Raw genomic sequence first — 21,022 nt, forward strand, 5'->3', positions numbered from 1 at the left:
CAATGCACTACCATTTGTTCTCAATACCGGGTATAGGCGCGTTAAGCTGGCTAAAGTTCGTAAGACACTAGCAACGCTCCCTGATTTTATTTGTGCTTACTGTTTTTATGTTACTGCTTATTTCAACTTAAAAGGTAAACGAAATACAAAACTTAATTCCTGAGGTTACCTGTCAAAAGTTATATGCTCTGGCTTTTTGGTAATGCGTTTATATTGTGTTTTTTAAATCATTTCCTCTACAACTTTTAGCAATAGACCTTCTGGGCAAAATTCAATTATTTTAATATTGCTAGCTTTAAAATGGCCGATATCAGCCTGAAAAGAGAAAAACTAGTCCGCTCTGGCAAAGTATATGACTTATCAAAATTTTAGCATCGTTTGCTTATCCTCCGCCTCTTCACTACAAGGCCTACACGCTAGTGAGAGCGAACTAAAAAGTAGCAAACACACTAATATTATTCTTTTTTCTTAAACATAACATTTATTTCAAAACGCTCTTAGGTATCATTTCGTGTTGTGTTCAACTAACTCTAACTGCTCTGACTTCGAACCTAATACCCTAGCTCTTTTTAATACTTCCTTTTCGTTTATTTCTCATCTTAACTCCAACCTTTAAAGAACTCTGACCTTTGACTCAGTTGTCACACCGATGGCGGCTACCTAGAGCCACTAATTGGCTTTACATACAAACCAGCCCTAGCAATAGCCCCACCGCGCAGAAGCACTAACTCCCGATCACATACCTAAAGGCTTTTTGAAAACCAAAGCTGCGCTTGCTCTATGGACTCCATTACTTCACGCTCCTGATCATAGAAACTGAATTGATGATAAGGGCTTTCTAGCTCTGTCTCAATCCAGTGCAAGGATTTGTCGTCAGCTGCGATATTTTCAAAGAATTGCTTGGTATATTGTGGCAATACAGCACCATCGGAATGAATCATCAAGGTTGGCGTTTCCAAATTTTTTGCCACTGGCATTGGGTCTAGTGTTAGCCAGTCTTCCCAAGTCATCACCGCAAACTTGTCTGCGCTCCATTGGGGCACAGCACCACGTTTTGAGTTTAGATAGTAATCATAAGGACCATACATTGCCGCCGATTCATCAGTAGTAGATATGCTAGGGATATACTCTACCTCACCCGTTTCAACGTACTTCTTTTTTGCAACCTTAGCCGCGTTAATTTTTGCCTGTACACCTTCTTCACCACCATAAAATAGCTTCACAGCCTTTGCATCGTGTAGCCATGATGCCGCAGTGACCACTGACTTGATACGCTTATCTTCCGCGGCAGCCATTAAGGTATACATCGATCCTGCACAGATACCTAACGCACCAATTTTATTACCATCCACTTCTGGTAGGCTTTGTAGATAGGTAACTGCATTAACAATGTCTTCGACCTTTTGTGATGGATTTTCATAGAAACGTGTTTTACCGCCGCTTTCACCAAAGTTTCTGGGATCATAAGCAAGTGTAATAAACCCCTTTTCGGCAAGCTTTTTGCCATATAGTCCCGACATCTGTTCCTTAACCGTTGTCCAGCTACCGGATACGATCACTGCTGGGTACTTATTAGCTGGGTCATAGTGCTTGGGTAAATAAAGATTGCCAACCACCCTATCCCCTTCACTCTCAAACTGTATTTTTCTGATGGTATTTTCGCTGCTCTGTTGGGATGTACTTTGATTCATTTTAGTCACCTCATTTAAAAAGTTTAAATTGCCTTTCTGTCCATGCATATGCAGCGTCATTGAGACGATTTTCCAACGCCCATCAATTTTCTTAAGCTTGTGATGATAACGACCATAAGCATCCCAATAATCAATGCCTTCGGCTTGGTGACTGGCATAAACGTGAGAAAAGGAATCCGCACTATCACCTTCAATGGAGATAGCAAAATTACTCAACTGATGCAGTGTGTCGACCTTTGCCAGTAACTTTTTCCAGCCAAGCAATAAATCAGCAGCTTTGGTTTTACTCCCTTGTAGTCCTGTCAGGCTAGAATAATCAACGAAAACTTCATTGGCGAACTGAGTCAATGCGCTATCCCACTTTTTGCTATCAATCGCATTGACCATGGTCACAATACTGCTTTTAACCTGTTCGTTAGCTGTGCTTTGCTGAGAAGCAGTTTCAGCGGAATTCATCATATTTTCTTTAGTAATCGCCAGCTGGGATGCCAATAACGCACCGAGAGCGCACAGTACAGTAGGCAATACCACCTTTTGTTTATTTTTCATAAGTTTATCCTGCATTATCAGTTAAGATAGATATAGGATAGCGACAAAAAACGTTAGAAGATTGCAAATTACTGCTCTAGGTTTTGTACTTTATTGCTTAACCGTTTTGTTTCTAAATTGCCCTGGTGTCATACCAAACTGCTTTTTAAACGAACGGGTGAAATGCGATTGGTCATTAAACCCCAGATCAAGGCCAATTGATGCGATATCATTTTTTTGTGAGGAGGATAAACGTCGTTTTGCCTCTTCCAAACGCTTGTTCATCAGGTATTGGTATGGCGTAATACCCATAAACTTTTTGAATTCCCGAAGAAAGTAGAACTTGCTGCAATATAACAAGTCCGCCATCTCATCGACGGTAATGGGCTTATTGATATTATATGCTATGTAAATATCGACTTTGTCAATTTGCTGCTGGTCGAAATTCGACGCTGTAGCACGTGCATTTTGTAAATCAGTAAAGTTGGAATAGTTCTGGATATAATGGGTTGCCAGAAGGGAAACTAAGTTCTTCAAATACGCATAACCGTTTTTTCCGCCCGACTTAGCTTCGAGCAAAAATAACTCCATGATGCCCTTAATGGTTTCGTCATGCACATTGTAATTATTCAAAAATTGGAGTGCCTTATCGTTGATACTCAAAGTGCAGCTTTCAATAAATACATCTCTTTCTATCGCCAAAATGACAAAATAACAAGGCTCATCTATTGTGTGAGAAAAAGGACTTTCAGGCGGGTTAATCCAAATGTCACCCGGTGCTGTCTTAAGTGCCATCATGCCATCAACCGCTGTTTTTACATTCCAGTGCAAGTCATGCTCCAGACCTAGCGCAAAGTAAAAATAAGGGGTATAAACATTGTTGGGATAAAAGTGTGGCGAGCTGCCTTTCTCTAGTAAAACCCCTGGCCAGTGAAGTGATTTACTTGAAAACTCAATATCTAAAACTTGACCACAATTCGATGGAGTATCGCTATCATAATTGAAGAACTTAAGGGTGGATTTCATTTCTACATTTCCATAAGTATGATTTGTTAGCAAGGGGGCAAAATAGGTGGCTTTAGTAGCCTATGTGATGTGGCATCCTTCCAAGAGCATGCGTCTATTTTTCCATTCGAAATATGCAAGAACAATCACAAATATACCCTCCATACATATAAACGCTAGCCCAATAAGACTTGCCGTTTGGAAATAATGAAAAATGATTGCGACACATACCACCGCCCATATGATATTTGCCGTTACCAATAAAGAGATAGATGCAGAGTTTCTCCTATTAGAAAAAGCAAGCGTTAGAGCATATACCCCATAACAAACATTTGCAGTTGCCAAAAAAAGAACTGTAGAATCAGGTAAGCGATACAGGCTGGCAACCCAATCTTGTAAGAGAAACAACAGCATGCCCACCGTTAACCCTGCGCTGCCGTCTAAGTGCAAAACATTTAGCTTATTCATAATATTCATCTGTGACGTCTAACGTTAAGCGGTAACTTGCCTCGATGTAGGAGCGAAAGTTGAGCAGCGGCTAGCGGTATGTTAAGCACTTTACTTGAACCTTTTGCTGTTCAGTAACTGCTTGGCAATATTCCTAAGCTTTTTGTTACTGCCGTATTCGGAGAGCCAATTTATATGTTCAGACTTCAGATCACTTCGGCCAATAATGTATTTTTGGATGTGGCTATCTTCACATGCTTTTATTTCTTCAAAACAATCGCTGATGGAGCTTTTTTCAATTTTACGAGTAAGCCGTTCTCTTAAGTACCTTTTCTGAATCGGCCTTTCTGACACTTCCGGGTATTTGGTAATCCAATCGAGTTGAGCATCAGTAAGAATATTAGAGTCTATCAGCTGAATAATACGATTTTCGCTTAGATCGCATTTGTCAGGCCCATGGTCTGTTAATTCAAAAATACCGGCCACTTCATTATCAGTTAATGAATTTTTAGCGCTTAAAAAGTCGCAAAACCCGCTATTTCGATAGTGCTCTGCGTTTTTATCTTCAGAAGATTCAATTTCTTCATATTGAGATACAAGATTCTCTTCTGTGATAACCCCGAGAGATAACCAGGCTTGTGTGTATCCAAGTCTGTGAAGTGCTTTATATTTACTTGTGAAACTCAATTTATAGTTCACTACTTTTCAATCTCGCTAAATCTGGTTTTGTACTCACCGGGAGACATATCAAACGTTTTTTTAAACTCGCGATAAAAGGTGTTTTTGTTGTTAAATCCGGCGTCTAAATAAAGATCTGACACTTTTGTCTTCTTGCAAGCGAGTTTTAACATTTGTGCGGCTGCTTGAACCCGGTATTTATTAACGAACTCATAAAAGTTGGTACCTAAATGGTCATTAAGTAACTCGGATGTTTGATTATTAGTCAAATCCAACTCTTTAGCCAAGCCGTTTAACGACAGCTCATTATTCAAGTGAAGCTGTTCTTTTTCAAATAAATCGAACAGTCGTTTTTTTTGTTGATTTGCCAAATCTGGCCCAAGCTCCAGCACTCTGGTTGGCTTTGCCTGCTTTATTTTTACAGTGTCTATAAACCCTTTAGAGAGCATTAAAATATATATAAAAGTCAGTGTATTGCTAAGGTCCCAAAGTAATCGTAAGTAATCAGACCCCATTTTATGCAGTGTTACTTGAGCAAAATAGGCACTAGAAACTATCAGAAAAAACACCGCGATCGCTTTTTGACTGATCAAATGCTGAGTGCGTTTATTCACAGTTTCACCTTTATCGAACCAAATCGTTTTAACCAACAAAAATTGATAAAAGAGAACATGTAAGCAATACAGTAAGGCTAAAAGTATCGGGATCTCCTGTTGCTCAACCAATCTTCCCGTGTAAAAGATCACAAATGGGAACAGATGGAGCAACGATTTAGCAAAATCAAAATGCGCTTCTGGTTGATACGTTATGTAAAAATAAATTGCAGGACCGAGTAAAAGCAAAGATGAATGCACAAATGCAATAAATGGATATGGCATATAATTAAAAGCAAGACCTATGTATTCCAACATTGGTGTGGAAAGTAGCAACCAAAAAATAAATAATGCGATTTTTTGTTCTACTGCTAATCGTCCTTGGATCAATACCAGTGCAATAGTTATAAACACAACGTAAGCAGCTGAAACAATGTAAAGTATTTTGAGTGACTCTGCTATCACGTTAATCCCTTAATGAGTAAAATGAGGGCCTAAATTCAACACACTAACGTACATTAAAGGAAAGTAAAAGGTTGCAAAGGTGATGGTTTCTAATATTTACCGTACATAGTTTCAAAAAAGGAAAATGTTTTGAGTATGCGTTTGTTGTGATATCAAGTAACAAGGTAATAGTATTTGGCAGTAATTAGGAAATAGCCTCTGATTAACAAAGGCTAAGTGCACAATAAGTTGAACTACAGACGTCGTCAATCATTTAGTCGGCGTAGCCAATCCTCAAGAGCCCGACCTATCGCGTCTGGCTGATCTTCTGGAAGGTAATGCAGCCCTTGTCCAACATACGCGGTCTCTAGCTCATCAATATTTTCCACATACCACTTGAGTACTTGAGGCGAATTATCAACACTAGGTGAACCATAAATATATAAAATCGGCATATCAGTTTTGCCCATATAGCGTTTAATACCGCGCATTAAGCAGTCGGTTTGAGCGGGCTCACGAGCTATTGGCAGCTGATTTGGCCAAGCAAGTAACGGCTTTCTAGACTCAGGAACAAGATAAGGTGCACGATAAGCTTCCATCGCCTGCTCGCCCAGTGTGCGGTTGACAGAGGCAGGCAAGGCCTGTTCAATCCACATATTTTGCTCAATGATCAACATTGGCCCAACCACGGGGTCTCTCAGTGTTCTAAAAAAATCAGCTACAGAGCCTAGATCTTCATAGCTTTCAGCGGGAAACTGTGGAGGTAAGACGCCTTCCATAAAGGCAAGCCCGTCCACTTTATCTGGATTCTTTTTCGCATAGAGCCATGCTATTGCCGCCCCCCAGTCATGGCCAACCAAAATCACTTCATCAAGATTTAGTCTGTTTATAAAACGATTGAAGTACTGATATTGTTGCTTAAATGTGTATTCTATGTCTGGCTTGCCAGAATCTCCCATGCCGATCAAATCAACTGCAATGGCCCTATGAGTATCAGAAATATAAGGCATTACGTTACGCCAAGAATAAGATGATGTTGGGTTACCATGAACAAAAACCACAGCTTTGCCTTCACCTTGCTCTAAGTAAGCCATCTTACTACCTTTTACTGCGATCGAGTGCTGCTCAATATCATGTGTTTCTGCTATCACGGGCAGCGGCAGCTTAACATTACTTGTTGCCATAGACGGAGTTGACACTCCTAAAAGTGTTAACAGTAAGATGCGTGCATAAGTCATATTTTACTCCTTTAATTTTAAAATTGCTTATAGCGCTCACCCAATTTATATGACGTTAAAAGCGAACCTTTCTCTTTAGTGCAAAATGAAGGAAATAAATATATTAGTATATTTTTCTTAGAGTTAACTTTGTCACTTTGATTGGAATGACTATTTGATTAGATGCGCTCAATAAACCTGTATTCAATTTAACCCTTTTCAATTTGCAATAAAGGCGATGCGATATTGGTTGTGAGGAGAGCTTCAACAAAGTGATAACCAATAGCCTAAAACTAAGCTATTTCTAACTAAATTGAGGGGGAAAATCGTTCACATCATTACCTATGGGGCGGTCAAATAAACGCTGGCTGAGATTATTGAATATGGACGTCTGTTGTCAGCGCATTGAACGGCTAGAAAGGGATAGCGGTGCACACTGCTATCTCCAAAACTAATCGTTGCAATTCGAAGATAACATTCAGCCCACAAGGCAATCGCTCCTAGCACACTCCACCTAATGAAAAACACATATTTCTGTGTAATAGCATGTAATAACCTAAAAGAGACTTGCTGATACACTTAAAAACCAGCCGAAAAATCAATCAACCGTCAATTTATGTACAGCAAGGAAAGTAAATCATGAGTAAGCAAGATCCTATTGCGCAATTGCAAGTTGAAATCGCGCAACTTCAGTCTGCATTTGAAGACCTTAATAAACAATGCAATGCAGCAAGTGAGCACAATACTATTTTACGTTGCGCTACCTGTATTCCTCAACAGTTTGAGCACTGTACAGATAAAGCAACTAATCCGCAGCAGCCACAGTTTGTCCCAGATTTTAATGTGCCGCTGATTGCTGCTGGTGGCGGCGATCAAAGGTGTGACATTCTTGAAAAGCTCGGCCCCATAGCTGGGCTAATTGGTACTTGGGTCAGTACCCGTTATGGAGGGTTTAATGTCATGCCCATCCCACAAGATAACGCCCCCAATGGCTTTATCTTAAAAAACTTCCCCTATTACGAAGTCATGACATTTAGTGCTATTCAGGGAAAAGTTGCCAACCGAGCGGGCAATTATGAGCAAGATGCTTACAGTATTTTTTATTCACAGCGGGTATTTTTTGCCGATGGCCCTGAAAAAGATACGCTTGTGCATGCTGAAAACGGTAGCTGGCTACATCAAGTGATTGCACCTCAAGGGCAAGGTACACTGAATAAAGAGCCATGGGTCCCAGATACCCCCAACCCCCTACCAAAACAAGAGCAGGACCGAACTATAGTAAAGCAGGTTTCAATTCCGCATGGTAACTCTATTTTAGCGCTCGGTCATCACGACTGTTTTAGAGGTGCGCCAAGCATTCCTGTTGCCAATGCCTTGCCAGCTGCTGGCGGGAATAGCTTCAAAGCCCCATATGGGTCTGATATTCCAGAAAACCCTAATGTTAACCCCAATATTGTACTGCAAGTTGCCTTAGATAGCCTATATCAACAAGGCATAGGAACAATCGACACCACTGTGCTAGATGTAGATACCGAAACAGATGGCAGCATTGCCAATACACCATTTATGAAAGCACATTCAGATGTGCCTCGATTCAAAACTACTCTTTGGCTACAGCGATTATCAAATGGTCTAGAAATGCTGCAATACACCCAAGATATTACTTTGGATTTTAGTTTGGCAAATGGTAAGGACCAGGGTAAACGCAGCCGCTATAAGTTTCCACACATTACAGCCAATACCCTATTTAAAGTGCAATAAAGGCGTTATTGCAATGTGACGAATATGTCTGCTCAAGACATTATGATTGCCACCTGTGAAACACATTCGGCAAGCAACAAACCAAAGTCGTTTTTGGTACGCGGTACCAAATAAGTCAATTAAATGAAACTTTAAGGAAAGTAATATGAGTGAACAAGCAATAAAAGAACTCCAATTACAAGTGACGGAACTCACTTCTAAAGTCAAAGCGCTGGAAGCATGTTGTAACCCGCCAAGAATCGTAGACTGTGCCGTATGTTATTACTGCACACCGTGTGCCCCTTGTTACACCCCTACAATTCTGTGTGCCCCGTGCACAACTACGCTATGTGCTACTTGCGCACCGGTTGGAACTAGCTATCAACCTTTAGGCCCTCCGACACCATGTGTCGCTTGCGTTCAATGTGATGCCAACTACAAGTGCATAACATGTGAGCCTGTCGCTAACTGTGTCACTTGTTACCCTTGCATTGTTAATTTCTGTGCATTGTGTCAGCAGGGCCAAAACTTACAATGTCAGCAATGCACACACGTCACCAAATGTGATACTTGCTACCCTTGTATTGTTAACTTTTGTCAGCAGTGTGCACCTATTACCAAGTGCGAGAATTGCCGCCCATGCGCAGTCAACTTCTGTCAGCAATGTGGGCCTGTCACTCATTGTGACACCTGTTACCCGTGCACTGTGAATTTTTGCGCTTTATGTCAAACGGAGCAAAAGACACATTGCCAGCAGTGTGCACATATTACCAAATGTGATACCTGCACCCCTTGTGCTGTGAATTTCTGTGCACAGTGTTATCAGTGTGCACCTCAATGTGTGCAGTGTTCACACCAATGTTTGCAGTGCTCACACCAATGTCTGCAGTGTTCACACCAGTGTGTTCAGTGCTATCAATGTGCTCCGCAATGTTTGCAATGTTTTCAGTGTGTAACTTGCATACCGTGTAGTACTGGCGGTTAGCGCGCAGTTATTGACATTCTCTGGGCTCAACTCAGGGAATGTCCTTAAAAAATGGATGTTTAATTTATGAAAAAGCTAAGGTTAACCCCAGCTGCGAGCATGGTTCCCAACAGCAGCGGTGTGTTATTAAGTTCAGATTTGGGAGACTTTCAAGTTCACGGTCGAGATACATCAGACTTTGTTGAAAAAATATTACCTCTCTTAGAAGGTGAGCTCACTCAAGCTGAAATCTGCATGCGTTTGCCCGAATATAGCGATACGAGTATTCAAACCGTCCTGCAAATGCTTAGCCAATATGGTCTATTGGAAGAGGTCTCTGAACAACTAGAGTTTCAGCCTCCAGGGATAGTACAAACACGTTTTTTACGCCCGTGGCATCAGGCAAACCAAATGCCACATAGCCAAGATCAAGTTTACTCTCTCACCCCTTGCAGAGTTTTAGTTGTTGGCCTTGAGCCTTGGGCAGTTACTTTGTTAGAAGAGTTAGGCACAGCAGGCGTAGGCCAGGTTCATTTATTAGATAAAGAAAAAGTCTCCAGTGATGACTTAACATGTCACCGTTTTCTCTCAGCTGAAGATGTTGGCAAACCAAGATCACAGGTGTTTAAATCTATGTTACAACACCGCAATCCTTGGATGCAGATCAGCGACTCCGAACTCACTTCTGATCACCACAATTTAGGTAGCCCCTCAAATGACTGGGATTTAGCCATAATCACTCTGGGGAAAGATTCACACTTTTGGTCACATAAAGTGTCTGAATACCTGCATCAACATGCGATTAAAGCCATTTATGGCCACTTGGATGGCCTAGAAAGCTGGATAGGCCCTGCTATCAATATAAATGAAACCGCCTCCAGTTCATGTTGGAACTGTTTAAGACTCAGAAAACTAAGCACAGAGCACCACGGTGAGTTAGCGCACGAATTAGAAAAAAGTCATAAAAAAAATCGTGACGGACGTGCCCGCAGTATGTTGACCCCCATGTCTGCAATCACAGGTCAACAACTTGCTATGGAAGCATTAAAAATCCTTTGGGGCTTTACCGAAACTGAGCTGTCATCCCATGTTTTTGTTCAAAACCTAATCACATACCAATCAAAAAAGCATGCGATTATTCCTATTCCTTGGTGTGAAGTGTGCGGTTTTGATCACAGTCATGCGAAGACTCACGCACTATCTATGCATCACAATTCAAAACCAGCTGAAAACCCCCTCAATCAGCTGCAGGATGTTGAGCAATTTAAATCTCTATTTGAAGGTTGGGTAGATCCGAAAACTGGGATTGTACGCCAGCTCACCGGGCATGCACCGCACTTACCTGATTTTCCTATCACAGCGTCGGCTGGGGTATCCTCATTTACGGAAGGTGAGTTTGATCCTAGAGCTTCAGGTCAAGTGGGCTCAGGTAAAGGATTGGATCATATTTCTGCACATATCAGTGCGGTAGGTGAGGCACTGGAGCGCTACTCAGCGGCGCGATACCAATTGAGCGATTTTAAATATGCGTCAATTAGCCAGTTACAAGGTGATTATGTCAATCCAGACACATTAGTTTTATATTCGAATAAGCAATACAGCACGCCTAATTTCCCATTTCACAAATGGCACAAAAAGCAAAAGATACACTGGTGTCGAGGTAGCTGGTTAGCAACCGAGAAACCGGTTTGGGTTCCAGCATTGGTTAGCTACTTTAATTTTGCTTGCCCCTATAAAGAGCAATTCAGTCAGGTATCGTCAAATGGTTTAGCCGCTGGACAAGGCAATGATGATGCAGCGCTCAGAGCCTGTTATGAATTAATTGAACGCGATGCCATGATGCTTACTTGGTATGCCCAGTTACCCTGTGAACGGCTCAGCTACGAGGCACTTAACCAAGGTAAAATGCAGGTTATGATAGATGACTTAATCAAGCTAGGCGTAGAGCTTGAGTGCTACCTGCTTGATGTAGGACTACATGTACCAACTGTGGTATGCCTAGCAATAGGAGATGGCTATCGCACCCCCGCAGCATCAGTGGCACTGGCCACCCACGGCGATATTAAGGTTGCTATGCGTAAAGCGCTATTAGAGCAAGGTCATGTGATGCCCTACCTCTGCCAACTTATGCGTTCTGGACATAAGGCTCCTCATCATGTCAGTGACGTTACAAGCCTAGAAGATCACGCCGCCTATTATTTTAGCAAGGACAAACTCGACGCATTTGATTTTATGCGCCGCCCCCTAACTGAGGCGAAAACACTGGATGATTGGCCTTATGAAGTGATCACTCAAATAACCCAACTCAAACAGCGCCTAGATTCAGCAGGTGTAGAAGTTGCTATTGTGGATGTCACCTCTCCAGATATGGCGTTAAGTCCATTTAGAGTTGCACGGGCCATCGGAGTCCATATGCAACCTATTCACTTTGGTGAGCAATTTAAAAGAGTAGACAACCCAAGGTTACGCAAACTATTACATGGACGTCCGGTTAACAAAGAGCCACATCCTATTGCTTAAAAAAGGAAAACATTATGAAAGTACTCGTGTGCGGTACCCACTATGGTTCCACCTACATTCGCGCATTAACTCACTTTTCGCAACATAGCTTGTCATGTGTCGGCGTCTTATCAAAAGGCAGTGAGCACTCTCAACAAATTGCCAAGCAAATTGGGGTACCATACTATACGGATGTTGCCGCTATACCGGCTGACAATATTGATATTGCTTGTGTTGCAATATCTGGGGATGCAGGAAAAACAATTGTCTTGTCTTTGTTAAAAATGGGAGTGTCAGTATTATGTGAGCATCCCGTTGATCAAGCCTTTGTGAAAGAAGCGCTCGCACTTGCCAAGCAACACCAAGCATATTTTCATGTCAATGGGCACTTTGCCGATCTCTATGCGCCGCAAGCATTTTTACAGTCAGTACTTGCAGCATATCAACAGGGGGCTGGCTGTATGCACTATGCCATAGGTGCCAATTTAAGAACTTTATATTCGGCACTGGATCTTTTGGGTCGTGCACTAGGTGGATTTGAAGGATTGGAGATAATTAAATACAACGGCGAACCGATGGCATTTCAGCCTGTGATGCTTAAAAATAATAGCCTCTCCGTGTCTGTTTTATGTCAAAACTTTTCGTCCGCTGAAGATGACGGCAGCGCTACTTTTTTGAACCACCAGTTCTCTGCGCTATTTTCTCATGGCACTTTGACTCTCAGTGAAACTACTGGCCCTTTAAGTTGGTTTCCTTCAAGTCATAGCTTACCCGCTGAATCATGGAAAACCTACATGCCCATTGAGCTTGCACCTATGGATCAACAACAGTTAATGCACCACAGAGACCAATGCAACCTCGCAGCTATTGCAACACTCGCCGCCACTATCCAAGGGGAAGCACAGCCTGTTTACCAGCAACCACATTACTTGTTAGGGTTGAGTGGGTTATGGCAAACTGTATTGATGGAGTTACAACCATCAGTTAAAGAGAATTGTGCAGCGTAACGATGACTTTTTACACCTAGTGCATTTGATGGTGCTAGGTGTAAGGTTCCTCAGCTCAAAGATATCGGTAGCAATGAGCTCCCTTAAGTGCCTTGAAAGGACATGGCTAACCAAGCGCTCCTAAATTTTTTTTATGAACTATTTCCCAATCACTTTTTGACGAAAACCCTTGCATATTTTTAATCTCATTCTCCGTAAATTTGATTAGCTCTTCATTGGATAATTCTAAATTTACAGCAAACTTACATGGCTGATTAACATACCATGGTGTATCTGTGAAAATTTCAAATCTATTGTTTTCGGGATCATAAAAATAGATAGACCAAGTTGTACCATGAGATACCGCTTGTAAACGAATTCCAGAAACCGACTTTAACGATGAATTAAAAAGCTTCAATTCATCAATATTTTTCACTCTAAAAGAGATGTGATCAATTGGACTTTCAAGAGTCCTGCGTGATTGCATTGGACTTAAAACAATTTGATGGTGCTCTTGCGGGCTACGGCTTAAAAAAACCATACCGTTTTGACCTTCACCTCGGTCAGTGACAACAAAACCTAATTTACTCGTATAGAAGGTTTCCATCTTAGCTAGATCTTGGACATATAACTCAATATGACTCAACTGCATGTTAGGAAATACAACTTCATCCTTAGTTTCCATTTTCATCCTTATATTTTAGCGCTCTGTTAAAAAAATAATAAGCTGGATACAATGCGAATCGGAGTGAACCCAAACCAAATATTATGCAGCTGCCTATAATAATTTAGTTATACACTCTAACGTTTTAGCCACCACTGGCTTTTAATATCTTGATTAAAAAGCCTTCGATATAGCTTTCGCAGTGTAGGTACTGCATATTCTACTTTTTGCGTATGCTGACATTTTTTACACTTTATCGTGATATACATGGCTCTGAGAAGGGGGCTTTGTCTTGAATCGAAATACTCCCACGGGTCTTCACTAAATTCAATCGAATGAGCTGTATTACTGCATTTCGAGCAGCCTTCCTCGTCACTTAGAATTTTTTTAGCTAAAAATTCTCTCGCTTCAATTTCATATGCAGTTGCTGTCGCGCTTGTACCGCAGTGTGCGCAAAACTCTGTTCTTTCAGAGTTATCATGTTCGCAATATAAGCAAAGCCATCTATACTTGGGCATATTCACCTTGTACGTATAACGCCTCAAATAAGAGGCACAAAAAACTAGATTAAACCTAGCAATATAGAAGCACAGACCTACTGTCTAGCTCCCATTGCTAAATTCGTTTGTTATATTTCATTGATAATTCTATCTATGCAGTTAGGCAAGGACCGAAAGTCCATTTTACCGCAAATAATATTGGCTCCGGCTTGAATCAAGAGGCTATTTCCTCTTTCATGTGACGAGGCCGCGATGATAGGAACAGTTGCACTTAACTCTCTGATATACGAAACCACTTCAGTGCCTTTCCCATCATCTAAATCATAGTCACACAACACCAAGTGATAGGAATCATTAAACATAGCTTTGGCTGAATTGATATCAGGCGCTACTTCAACATCATGGTCAGATAAAAATTCTCTTTTTACCGCAGATACAAAAGCCTTGTGATTTTCGACATAAAGTATTTTCAACAGTAACCTTCTACATATAACAACGATGCGTTAAGCTGCTTGGCAGCTCTTTTCTTATCAAACATTCTAAGCTTCTCACCAAAACTGCCATAGCGACTTATTTTTAGTCACTCTTGCACGGAACCAAAATATCCACAGTTTGATCCGGTGCATATGTTAGCTTTATACAAGTCAGGCGCCACGAATTACCAGCCTTTTGAGACGCTTTAAACTCAATCACACCAGAACCTCTCCGCCCTTCTATGTCGTATAGCATATGTACAGTATTTGGAGGTAGCTCATGCTCAGGCACAGAATCTACTGTCTGGACTTCATGTTTAGTACCTTTTATAAAACTTATTTCGTATGGCAGACCTATGTTTTTCTGAAAGCTTTGGGCTTGTTCCGCCGTATTCAGTGCTAATTTGGTTGCTTCTGATTCTTTAAAAGAAGAGAACACATTAAGTTGCACAAGGCTTAGAAACACAAAGCTGACTCCGACTATCAATATGGATGCAACAGACCATCTTCTTTGTGACTTTTTAAATTCCTCGACGCTGTTCCAATGATTGTTTTGCCAAGCCCACTCATTACCTTTTAGCCCCAACACAAAAGGCATAACCAAGTTAACAAATGGTACGAAAACCCATAAAGCACGGTATGTTTTAAAGCGAATTCCCCAAATTACGTTCAAGAAAAACGCTCCCCAATTCCAGCCTTTAAGTTCCGCAGGTATTTCTTTTTTTTCAATCGTCAATTGGATCAACCTCTTTATGACATATAAGCTCGCCGTAAGCGGGTGAAAATAGTTGCCTATAGTCGCAGCCAACTATGCTTTTTTCATCTGCAACAGCGTGTTATGTAACGGCCTGGACCGAGATGCTATTGATGTAATCCCTTAAAGTATTACTGTAAAACCTCATTGTCAAAAACATGCAGCATTTTGCATCAGTTTTGATTAACTTCGCGAAATACATTTTCCCTAGTTATAAAAAGAAACAACAAGTGAACAGGCATATCAAGCTGGAATTTGGACAAGTTTACGGCTTTGTTGTGTGATTTATTCAATCAACTGGTCTAGCCTTTTACCAAACTCGTCCCAAAGCTTTTTGTTTTCATTTATATACTTTTCAACATTACGTTGATTCGATTGACCTGACAGTAGAAATAATTGATGTCTTTTTTCTAAAATACTCTTTCCGATTGGGCTTCTTAGAAAGTCCCTTAACCCCAATAACTCTTGTTCTGTGTATGTATTTTCATATGCGTTAATAATGTTAGCCTTATAAACATCCCAAGACAGGTACTTCTCTTTTAATTTTTCTTGTTTATTTTTAAACTCAGTTTCTAGATCTTGAAGCTGATAATGTCCATCTGCATCAAATGTTCCAAAATCGAAGCTTCTCATCATAAATGAATTTTGCTCAATGACTTTTTTATACTCAGCTTCCCCGCCCTCTAATTGAAGGATTTCCTCTACAATTTCATTTGCACTAATTGAAATTGAAAATAACATTGAAAAAGCAATAAATAATTTCTTCATAAGAACTCGCATATAACCACATTGAAAAGCTCAAAATAGTAGGAAAAACTTACAAAAACACGCACAAAACCTGATATTTTTGCCCACCTTAAATACTCTGTAGTAAAAAATTAAGCTGATTTATTAATTAATTTTAGCAACTTACTAGCTAAACTTTGTGTTATCAACACACTAACCTCCTGTAAACAACGAGAGGTGATTTCTAAATATCTCAATCAACATTGTTAGAGCCTGTAAGGCTAGATCTGAAAAAAAGACGCCATAGTACCAGAACTGACCGCTCCTATCTATTTTGGATGAATTCCTAGATTTTGTTTAAGGATAAATAGGGTAACGTCGTCGTAGACAAACCTAAATTTGAAGAGGTGCTATTTTACGCGCCCTACTCAATGTCATGCATACAAGCTCTCTTACCTTTCCAGACTTGCATAATTGAATATTGTATACAATTATGCATTGCGATATAGTTAGCTTGTACCACAAACGTCAATGTTCTTACTGCCAAAGGCTACGTTGAGTCTTTTAAATATAATAAATACTGAACATTTGGAGTGCAGATAAATTGATATAAAAAGTAAGGAGTATGGTCAATGTCACAAAGCAAAAGTGTAGCTTTAATGGCAGCTGTCAGCCTGTTAGCTGCATGTCAAAGCAACTTGAACTCTACTAATATAGAGCCGATAGAAAAGTTAAGTATACGAGACTCTGATTATCAAAGAGCGGAACAGTTTTTACCGCAAAATTTAATACCATTGGTAAAGAATACTAAGCTAGCCCCCAACTGGATTGGAGAGGGAAATGCTTTTTGGTTTAAACAGCAAGATCACCAAGGATACAAATATATCTATGTCGACCCGCTAAATAACCTACAAAAACCGTTATTTGATCATAAAAAACTAGCAAGTGCTTTGCTTCACTCCGGGGTTGAAAATGCAGAGAAAGACCCACTCTCATTGGAATCTTTGAACGTAGAACTGCCATTAATTAGCTTTACTATCCACGACAAAAAATTTCAGTGTGATATCAAACTATATATCTGCTCACCAAATAAAAATGCCAGCTTAGCGAAAGAGCCAGGAACATCCCCCGATGGCCAATGGAAACTGACCGTTGAACAATATAACCTAGTGTTGACGAGTCTAAAAACTGGATCAAAAACACAGCTGACGACTGATGGAACCGAAGGCTTTCCCTATGGGCTTATGCACCCAAACCCTGCAAATGACCTTCGCGATGATAAGCCATATCAACCTAAACAAGTTTATGCCAATTGGTCCGAAGATAGCCAATATGTAATGACCTATCAGCTTGACCGCCGTAACACAGGTAAATATGCACTCGTTCGGGCATCTCACCAACGAGGAAAACGGCCAGAAACCACTGAGTTCTATTACCCATCAGCGGCCGAAGAGCAGCTACCCTCCGCGCACTTGATGCTGATCAATGCTGAAGACAAAACGGTTACACGCTTAAAGGCTCCCCCTGTCATGCAAACCTACTATGGTGCAGCCTTATGGGGGTGGTGGCAAGAAGACGGTAAGTTTGTCTACCACAACCGATTTAGAGGAAACCGTCAGTACTTCATGCGTGAAGTTAACCCTAAAACAGCCAAAGTGCGTGTGCTGGTTGAAGAGCGCGATGATAAATACGTCGATCCTTGGGTACAGCAATATTGGGCACTACCAGAGCTAAACGCTTTTATTTGGAGCTCACAAAGAGATGGCTATCAACATTTATATCTGTACAACTCTGTTGATGGCAAGCTGAAAAATGCGATTACCAAAGGGAATATGACGGTTCGCGTAATACGTGGTGTAGATACCAAAAAGCAGCAAGTCTACTTTGAGGCGTCTGGCAGAGAAACAGATAGAGACCCTTACCTTCGTCATCTTTACAGGGTGGACCTAGATGGCCGCAACTTAACATTACTGACTCCTGAAGTTGCCGAGCATGACACTCGAATATCGCCTGACTTTAAGTACTTTATAGATACCTATTCGACCACCACACAAGCCCCTATTTCAATATTACGTAGCACCCAAAATGGTAAAGTTATTCGAACATTACAAAAAGCCGATACTAGCGCGCTATTCGCGTTGGGATGGCAACCACCTAAGCCATTTTCAGTCCTTGCAGGTGATGGTAAAACGCCTTTATATGGCTTGATGTATTTACCCTCGAACTTTGATCCCAATAAAAAGTACCCGGTAATTGATGACATATATACTGGACCACACAACTTTTTTACGCCTAAATCATTTGTAACCTATCGCAGCCAAGCGAATGCACTCGCTGAACTTGGGTTTGTAGTCATAAAAATGGATGGCCGAGGCACTAACAAGCGCGGCCGTGAGTTCCATGAATACTCTTTTAAAAATTTAAGTGGTGGCAGTGATGATCACGTTACTGCAATTAAACAGCTTGGCAAACGCTTTGACTTTCTGGATCTTAACAGAGTAGGCATTTTTGGCTTTAGTGCCGGTGGTTACGATACAGCGCATGCGATGTTTAAGTATCCAAACTTTTTCAAAGTGGGCGTATCAGCATCAGGTAATCATGACTTTAGAGTGGACAAGGCTGGTTGGAATGAAATGTGGATGGGCTACCCAGAAACACCGGAGTGGGAAGGACAATCAAACTTAAACTGGGCTAAACATTTACAAGGCAAATTACTTATTGCTCATGGCGAGTTGGACACCAATGTGCATCCAGCAGCAACTTTACAACTGGCTGACGCTCTAATGAAAGCCAACAAGGACTTTGACTTGATGATTTACCCTAATATGGGGCACGTACTTGATAAAAACCCATATTTTGTTAGGCAGCGTTGGGATTATTTTGTGCGTCATTTATTAGGAGCAGAGCCGCCCAAGTCCTATGTGATCAGTAAATAGCTTTTGCAGATTTTAATTAAACAAATCTCAAAGCGCGTTACAACTAAATTTAAAAAGCCCCGGAGTTTCACTGGGGCTATTATGTAAATTTAAAGGTGTATCCTATGTGAGGAAATTGACGCGTTTGTGCCTCCTAGATATTCGCGGAATTTATGCTGACCGCGTCGAAATAGCTATCGTTAATGGGAACAAAGGACATCCCAGTTTCCCGTCTGGCGGATTCACGATAAACATCACCCGCTAGGCTAACTCAGTAACAAGAAGACCGATACAAAGGCCTTCTTGTTATGACTCACACTGCTAAATAGTATCTACCTTGCGTTTAGCACGCTAAGTTAGAGCATTTTATGTTCTATCAAGTTTTGTAAACTCAATGAACCACCCAAAACCTACATTTCCTCAGCCTGACTAACTAGTTTAATTGCCACAAATGATATCGAAGTAACGCTGATTAAATGTTTGAGGCTCCACATTGATTGCTATGGTTTGTTTTGGTGCTGTAGCCCATTCATCAATTGGAAAAACTCTATTTGAACCTTTAAATAAAGTATGTCCTTTTGCTGGCCCTTCGGTTATGACTCGTATGTGCCCTTGCTTTGTTGTAAAAATTTCAGGTGAGACCAAATACATGATTGCTGAAGAGTCATGTACATAAAATCCATCTAAACCAAGGTCATCATTGTAAAACTTTGCATAAAAACGTGTAATGTCATAAATAAACTGACCGTACTTTTCGCTGTGCGTCCTTACTTTCTCTAAATACGCATTTGACATCTGGGTTTGCTGCGTAACATCTAACCCAACAATGGTGACAGGCCAATCTGCATTGATAACAATATCTGCGGCAAGCGGATCTCCGTACACATTTGCTTCGGCAAACGGTGTCAGATTACCCGTATGACCGTTATGTCCAAAAGCCCCACCCATAATGATGACTTCTTTTACTAACTTGCCGATTTCAGGAGCTTTTTCAATTGCCAGCGCTAAATTTGTAAGTCTACCTACCGCAACTAACGTAATTTCTCCCGGTTGCTTTTTTAGTGTTTCAACAATGTAATCATGTGCAATGAGTGGAGATAGAGGTGTATTGATTTGATCAGGTAATTCAATATTGCCTAAGCCATTATCACCATGAACAAGGGTTGCAGGCTCTGTTTTCACTTGATCGAGTGGTGTATTTACTCCCTTAGCGACCTCAGCATGCATACCAAATTTTTGTTTTAAATAAAGCGCATTACGCGTAGTGTTTTCTATACTTGCATTGCCAAAAGTGGTCGTAATACCGACCACTTCAATATCTTGACAAGCATGTGCTAGCAGTAGCGCCATCGCGTCGTCAATTCCAGGATCCGTATCAAATATTATTTTTTTCATTTAACTTCTCATACACTTGGAACGATATAAAAATCATATCACGACATATATCGACACTTCACTAGCATTCGTTCAATTTTAAGCAAAGGCATTAATCAACGTATGATTTTACGTTAACTTCACCCATGTAAATTCTGCTGCAATAAACCTCCCTGAAACCCATCTTTCGCGGTCTACATTGGCTAAATTTTGAAGATGTGTCAGGTAATATCTATAAAGAGATATGCACAAAGCTGATTATGGCTAATTAACAGCTTTACTCCTTTTTATGGAAGGTTCTAATTCACTTTTGCCACTACTGAATTCACCGACACTATTTGTATACCAGCAAAAATAGTGCCCTTATTTAAAATTCTGCCACCATATTGCCACTTAAAAGCAAGTCGTTAATTTATATAAATTTCTCAAGGAAAGTCTGAGCATTTTGTATGGCTTTGTAGAGCATTATGAGGTGAAATGTGCAAATACTGTGAAAGTTGCTGTTGGGGCTTTGCGGTTATTGTGCTTTTAAGCTAACTTGCTTTAACAGGCTTAAAATAGCAAACCTTTTGAAAGAAAGGGACGCAAAGCTTCCGGTCTAAGGTGAAAACTAAGATAGCGGGGTTGCTGAATGCCAACGCTTATATTGCTGACAATGTGCATACTTTTGGCTCGTATGCGCGTTGCGTAGCCGATCGGTATTCACGCCTATGACATATCATGTCATACCCCCAGCCCATGGTTTTTCACTATACCTGATTATTGCGCTAGCTATTGACGCCTGTGAGATCTGGTCGTTCGCTTATTCAGCGATGAGCAGCAAG

At 40.8% G+C, this 21,022-nt stretch carries 17 protein-coding genes and 1 riboswitch; of the genes, 4 read left to right on the top strand and 13 right to left on the bottom strand.

The window, feature by feature from the left end; translation table 11 throughout:
• Window positions 1–743 precede the first annotated feature (743 nt).
• From QNM18_RS17445 to QNM18_RS17470, 6 genes are all read right to left on the bottom strand, one after another.
• Entirely contained in the window at window positions 744–2,240 is a 1,497-nt protein-coding gene (locus QNM18_RS17445; protein WP_284137947.1) for an alpha/beta fold hydrolase, read from the bottom strand.
• A 90-nt stretch (window positions 2,241–2,330) separates the two neighbouring features.
• Window positions 2,331–3,245 (bottom strand): helix-turn-helix transcriptional regulator, encoded by a 915-nt coding sequence (locus QNM18_RS17450; protein WP_284137948.1) that lies wholly within the window; start codon window positions 3,243–3,245, stop codon window positions 2,331–2,333.
• Window positions 3,246–3,305: 60 nt separating this feature from the next.
• Window positions 3,306–3,692: a hypothetical protein gene (locus tag QNM18_RS17455; protein ID WP_284137949.1), complete on the bottom strand. Its 387-nt coding sequence runs from the start codon at window positions 3,690–3,692 to the stop codon at window positions 3,306–3,308.
• Between the two features lie 90 nt (window positions 3,693–3,782).
• Window positions 3,783–4,370, bottom strand: coding sequence for a hypothetical protein (locus QNM18_RS17460; protein WP_284137950.1), 588 nt, complete (start codon window positions 4,368–4,370; stop codon window positions 3,783–3,785).
• Window positions 4,370–5,407, bottom strand: a complete 1,038-nt coding sequence (locus tag QNM18_RS17465; RefSeq protein WP_284137951.1) for an AraC family transcriptional regulator — start codon at window positions 5,405–5,407, stop codon at window positions 4,370–4,372. The genes QNM18_RS17460 and QNM18_RS17465 overlap by 1 nt, the downstream gene beginning before the upstream one ends.
• 245 nt (window positions 5,408–5,652) lie before the next feature.
• Window positions 5,653–6,624 (bottom strand): haloalkane dehalogenase, encoded by a 972-nt coding sequence (locus tag QNM18_RS17470; RefSeq protein ID WP_284137952.1) that lies wholly within the window; start codon window positions 6,622–6,624, stop codon window positions 5,653–5,655.
• A gap of 618 nt (window positions 6,625–7,242) precedes the next feature.
• Between QNM18_RS17470 and QNM18_RS17475 the strand changes: the two genes are divergently transcribed.
• Window positions 7,243–8,364: a heme-binding protein gene (locus tag QNM18_RS17475; protein WP_284137953.1), complete on the top strand. Its 1,122-nt coding sequence runs from the start codon at window positions 7,243–7,245 to the stop codon at window positions 8,362–8,364.
• A 508-nt stretch (window positions 8,365–8,872) separates the two neighbouring features.
• Here the strand turns inward: QNM18_RS17475 and QNM18_RS17480 are convergent.
• Window positions 8,873–9,025: a hypothetical protein gene (locus QNM18_RS17480; protein WP_284137954.1), complete on the bottom strand. Its 153-nt coding sequence runs from the start codon at window positions 9,023–9,025 to the stop codon at window positions 8,873–8,875.
• A 369-nt stretch (window positions 9,026–9,394) separates the two neighbouring features.
• On the opposite strand from QNM18_RS17480, the gene QNM18_RS17485 reads away from it, so the two are divergent.
• Both QNM18_RS17485 and QNM18_RS17490 read left to right on the top strand, forming a co-directional pair.
• Entirely contained in the window at window positions 9,395–11,827 is a 2,433-nt protein-coding gene (locus QNM18_RS17485) for a TOMM precursor leader peptide-binding protein (RefSeq protein WP_284137955.1), read from the top strand.
• 14 nt (window positions 11,828–11,841) lie between these two features.
• A complete protein-coding gene (locus QNM18_RS17490; protein WP_284137956.1) occupies window positions 11,842–12,813 on the top strand; it encodes a Gfo/Idh/MocA family oxidoreductase in 972 nt (323 codons plus the stop codon).
• Window positions 12,814–12,919: 106 nt separating this feature from the next.
• Here QNM18_RS17490 and QNM18_RS17495 read toward each other — a convergent pair whose 3' ends face one another.
• The 5 genes from QNM18_RS17495 to QNM18_RS17515 form a co-directional block, all read right to left on the bottom strand.
• Window positions 12,920–13,477 carry a VOC family protein gene (locus QNM18_RS17495; protein WP_284137957.1) on the bottom strand — a complete coding sequence of 186 codons (558 nt, stop codon included), beginning with the start codon at window positions 13,475–13,477 and terminating at the stop codon, window positions 12,920–12,922.
• Window positions 13,478–13,593: 116 nt separating this feature from the next.
• A complete protein-coding gene (locus tag QNM18_RS17500; RefSeq protein WP_284137958.1) occupies window positions 13,594–13,974 on the bottom strand; it encodes a hypothetical protein in 381 nt (126 codons plus the stop codon).
• Between the two features lie 110 nt (window positions 13,975–14,084).
• Complete coding sequence (locus QNM18_RS17505; RefSeq protein WP_284137959.1) at window positions 14,085–14,429, bottom strand: response regulator; 345 nt, start codon at window positions 14,427–14,429, stop codon at window positions 14,085–14,087.
• A 103-nt stretch (window positions 14,430–14,532) separates the two neighbouring features.
• Window positions 14,533–15,165 (bottom strand): cytochrome c oxidase assembly factor Coa1 family protein, encoded by a 633-nt coding sequence (locus tag QNM18_RS17510; RefSeq protein ID WP_284137960.1) that lies wholly within the window; start codon window positions 15,163–15,165, stop codon window positions 14,533–14,535.
• 303 nt (window positions 15,166–15,468) lie between these two features.
• A complete protein-coding gene (locus tag QNM18_RS17515) occupies window positions 15,469–15,951 on the bottom strand; it encodes a DUF2059 domain-containing protein (protein ID WP_284137961.1) in 483 nt (160 codons plus the stop codon).
• Window positions 15,952–16,541: 590 nt separating this feature from the next.
• Between QNM18_RS17515 and QNM18_RS17520 the strand changes: the two genes are divergently transcribed.
• Complete coding sequence (locus QNM18_RS17520) at window positions 16,542–18,845, top strand: S9 family peptidase (RefSeq protein ID WP_284137962.1); 2,304 nt, start codon at window positions 16,542–16,544, stop codon at window positions 18,843–18,845.
• A 417-nt stretch (window positions 18,846–19,262) separates the two neighbouring features.
• On the opposite strand, the gene QNM18_RS17525 is transcribed toward QNM18_RS17520, so the two are convergent.
• Window positions 19,263–20,219, bottom strand: coding sequence for a nucleoside hydrolase (locus tag QNM18_RS17525; RefSeq protein WP_211008466.1), 957 nt, complete (start codon window positions 20,217–20,219; stop codon window positions 19,263–19,265).
• A 528-nt stretch (window positions 20,220–20,747) separates the two neighbouring features.
• Window positions 20,748–20,830, top strand: a riboswitch (cyclic di-GMP riboswitch).
• Window positions 20,831–21,022 lie beyond the last annotated feature (192 nt).

The organism is Pseudoalteromonas obscura (genome assembly GCF_030135505.1).
Taxonomy (GTDB): Bacteria; Pseudomonadota; Gammaproteobacteria; order Enterobacterales; family Alteromonadaceae; genus Pseudoalteromonas; species Pseudoalteromonas obscura.

What these genes read in the sequence shown, in the direction of transcription:
- QNM18_RS17445 (WP_284137947.1), bottom strand. Translation starts at nt 2,240, where the DNA reads ATGAAAAATAAACAAAAGGTGGTATTGCCTACTGTACTGTGCGCTCTC.
- QNM18_RS17450 (WP_284137948.1), bottom strand. Translation starts at nt 3,245, where the DNA reads ATGAAATCCACCCTTAAGTTCTTCAATTATGATAGCGATACTCCATCG.
- QNM18_RS17455 (WP_284137949.1), bottom strand. Translation starts at nt 3,692, where the DNA reads ATGAATAAGCTAAATGTTTTGCACTTAGACGGCAGCGCAGGGTTAACG.
- QNM18_RS17470 (WP_284137952.1), bottom strand. Translation starts at nt 6,624, where the DNA reads ATGACTTATGCACGCATCTTACTGTTAACACTTTTAGGAGTGTCAACT.
- QNM18_RS17475 (WP_284137953.1), top strand. Translation starts at nt 7,243, where the DNA reads ATGAGTAAGCAAGATCCTATTGCGCAATTGCAAGTTGAAATCGCGCAA.
- QNM18_RS17480 (WP_284137954.1), bottom strand. Translation starts at nt 9,025, where the DNA reads ATGAGTGACAGGCCCACATTGCTGACAGAAGTTGACTGCGCATGGGCG.
- QNM18_RS17485 (WP_284137955.1), top strand. Translation starts at nt 9,395, where the DNA reads ATGAAAAAGCTAAGGTTAACCCCAGCTGCGAGCATGGTTCCCAACAGC.
- QNM18_RS17490 (WP_284137956.1), top strand. Translation starts at nt 11,842, where the DNA reads ATGAAAGTACTCGTGTGCGGTACCCACTATGGTTCCACCTACATTCGC.
- QNM18_RS17495 (WP_284137957.1), bottom strand. Translation starts at nt 13,477, where the DNA reads ATGGAAACTAAGGATGAAGTTGTATTTCCTAACATGCAGTTGAGTCAT.
- QNM18_RS17500 (WP_284137958.1), bottom strand. Translation starts at nt 13,974, where the DNA reads ATGCCCAAGTATAGATGGCTTTGCTTATATTGCGAACATGATAACTCT.
- QNM18_RS17515 (WP_284137961.1), bottom strand. Translation starts at nt 15,951, where the DNA reads ATGAAGAAATTATTTATTGCTTTTTCAATGTTATTTTCAATTTCAATT.
- QNM18_RS17520 (WP_284137962.1), top strand. Translation starts at nt 16,542, where the DNA reads ATGTCACAAAGCAAAAGTGTAGCTTTAATGGCAGCTGTCAGCCTGTTA.
- QNM18_RS17525 (WP_211008466.1), bottom strand. Translation starts at nt 20,219, where the DNA reads ATGAAAAAAATAATATTTGATACGGATCCTGGAATTGACGACGCGATG.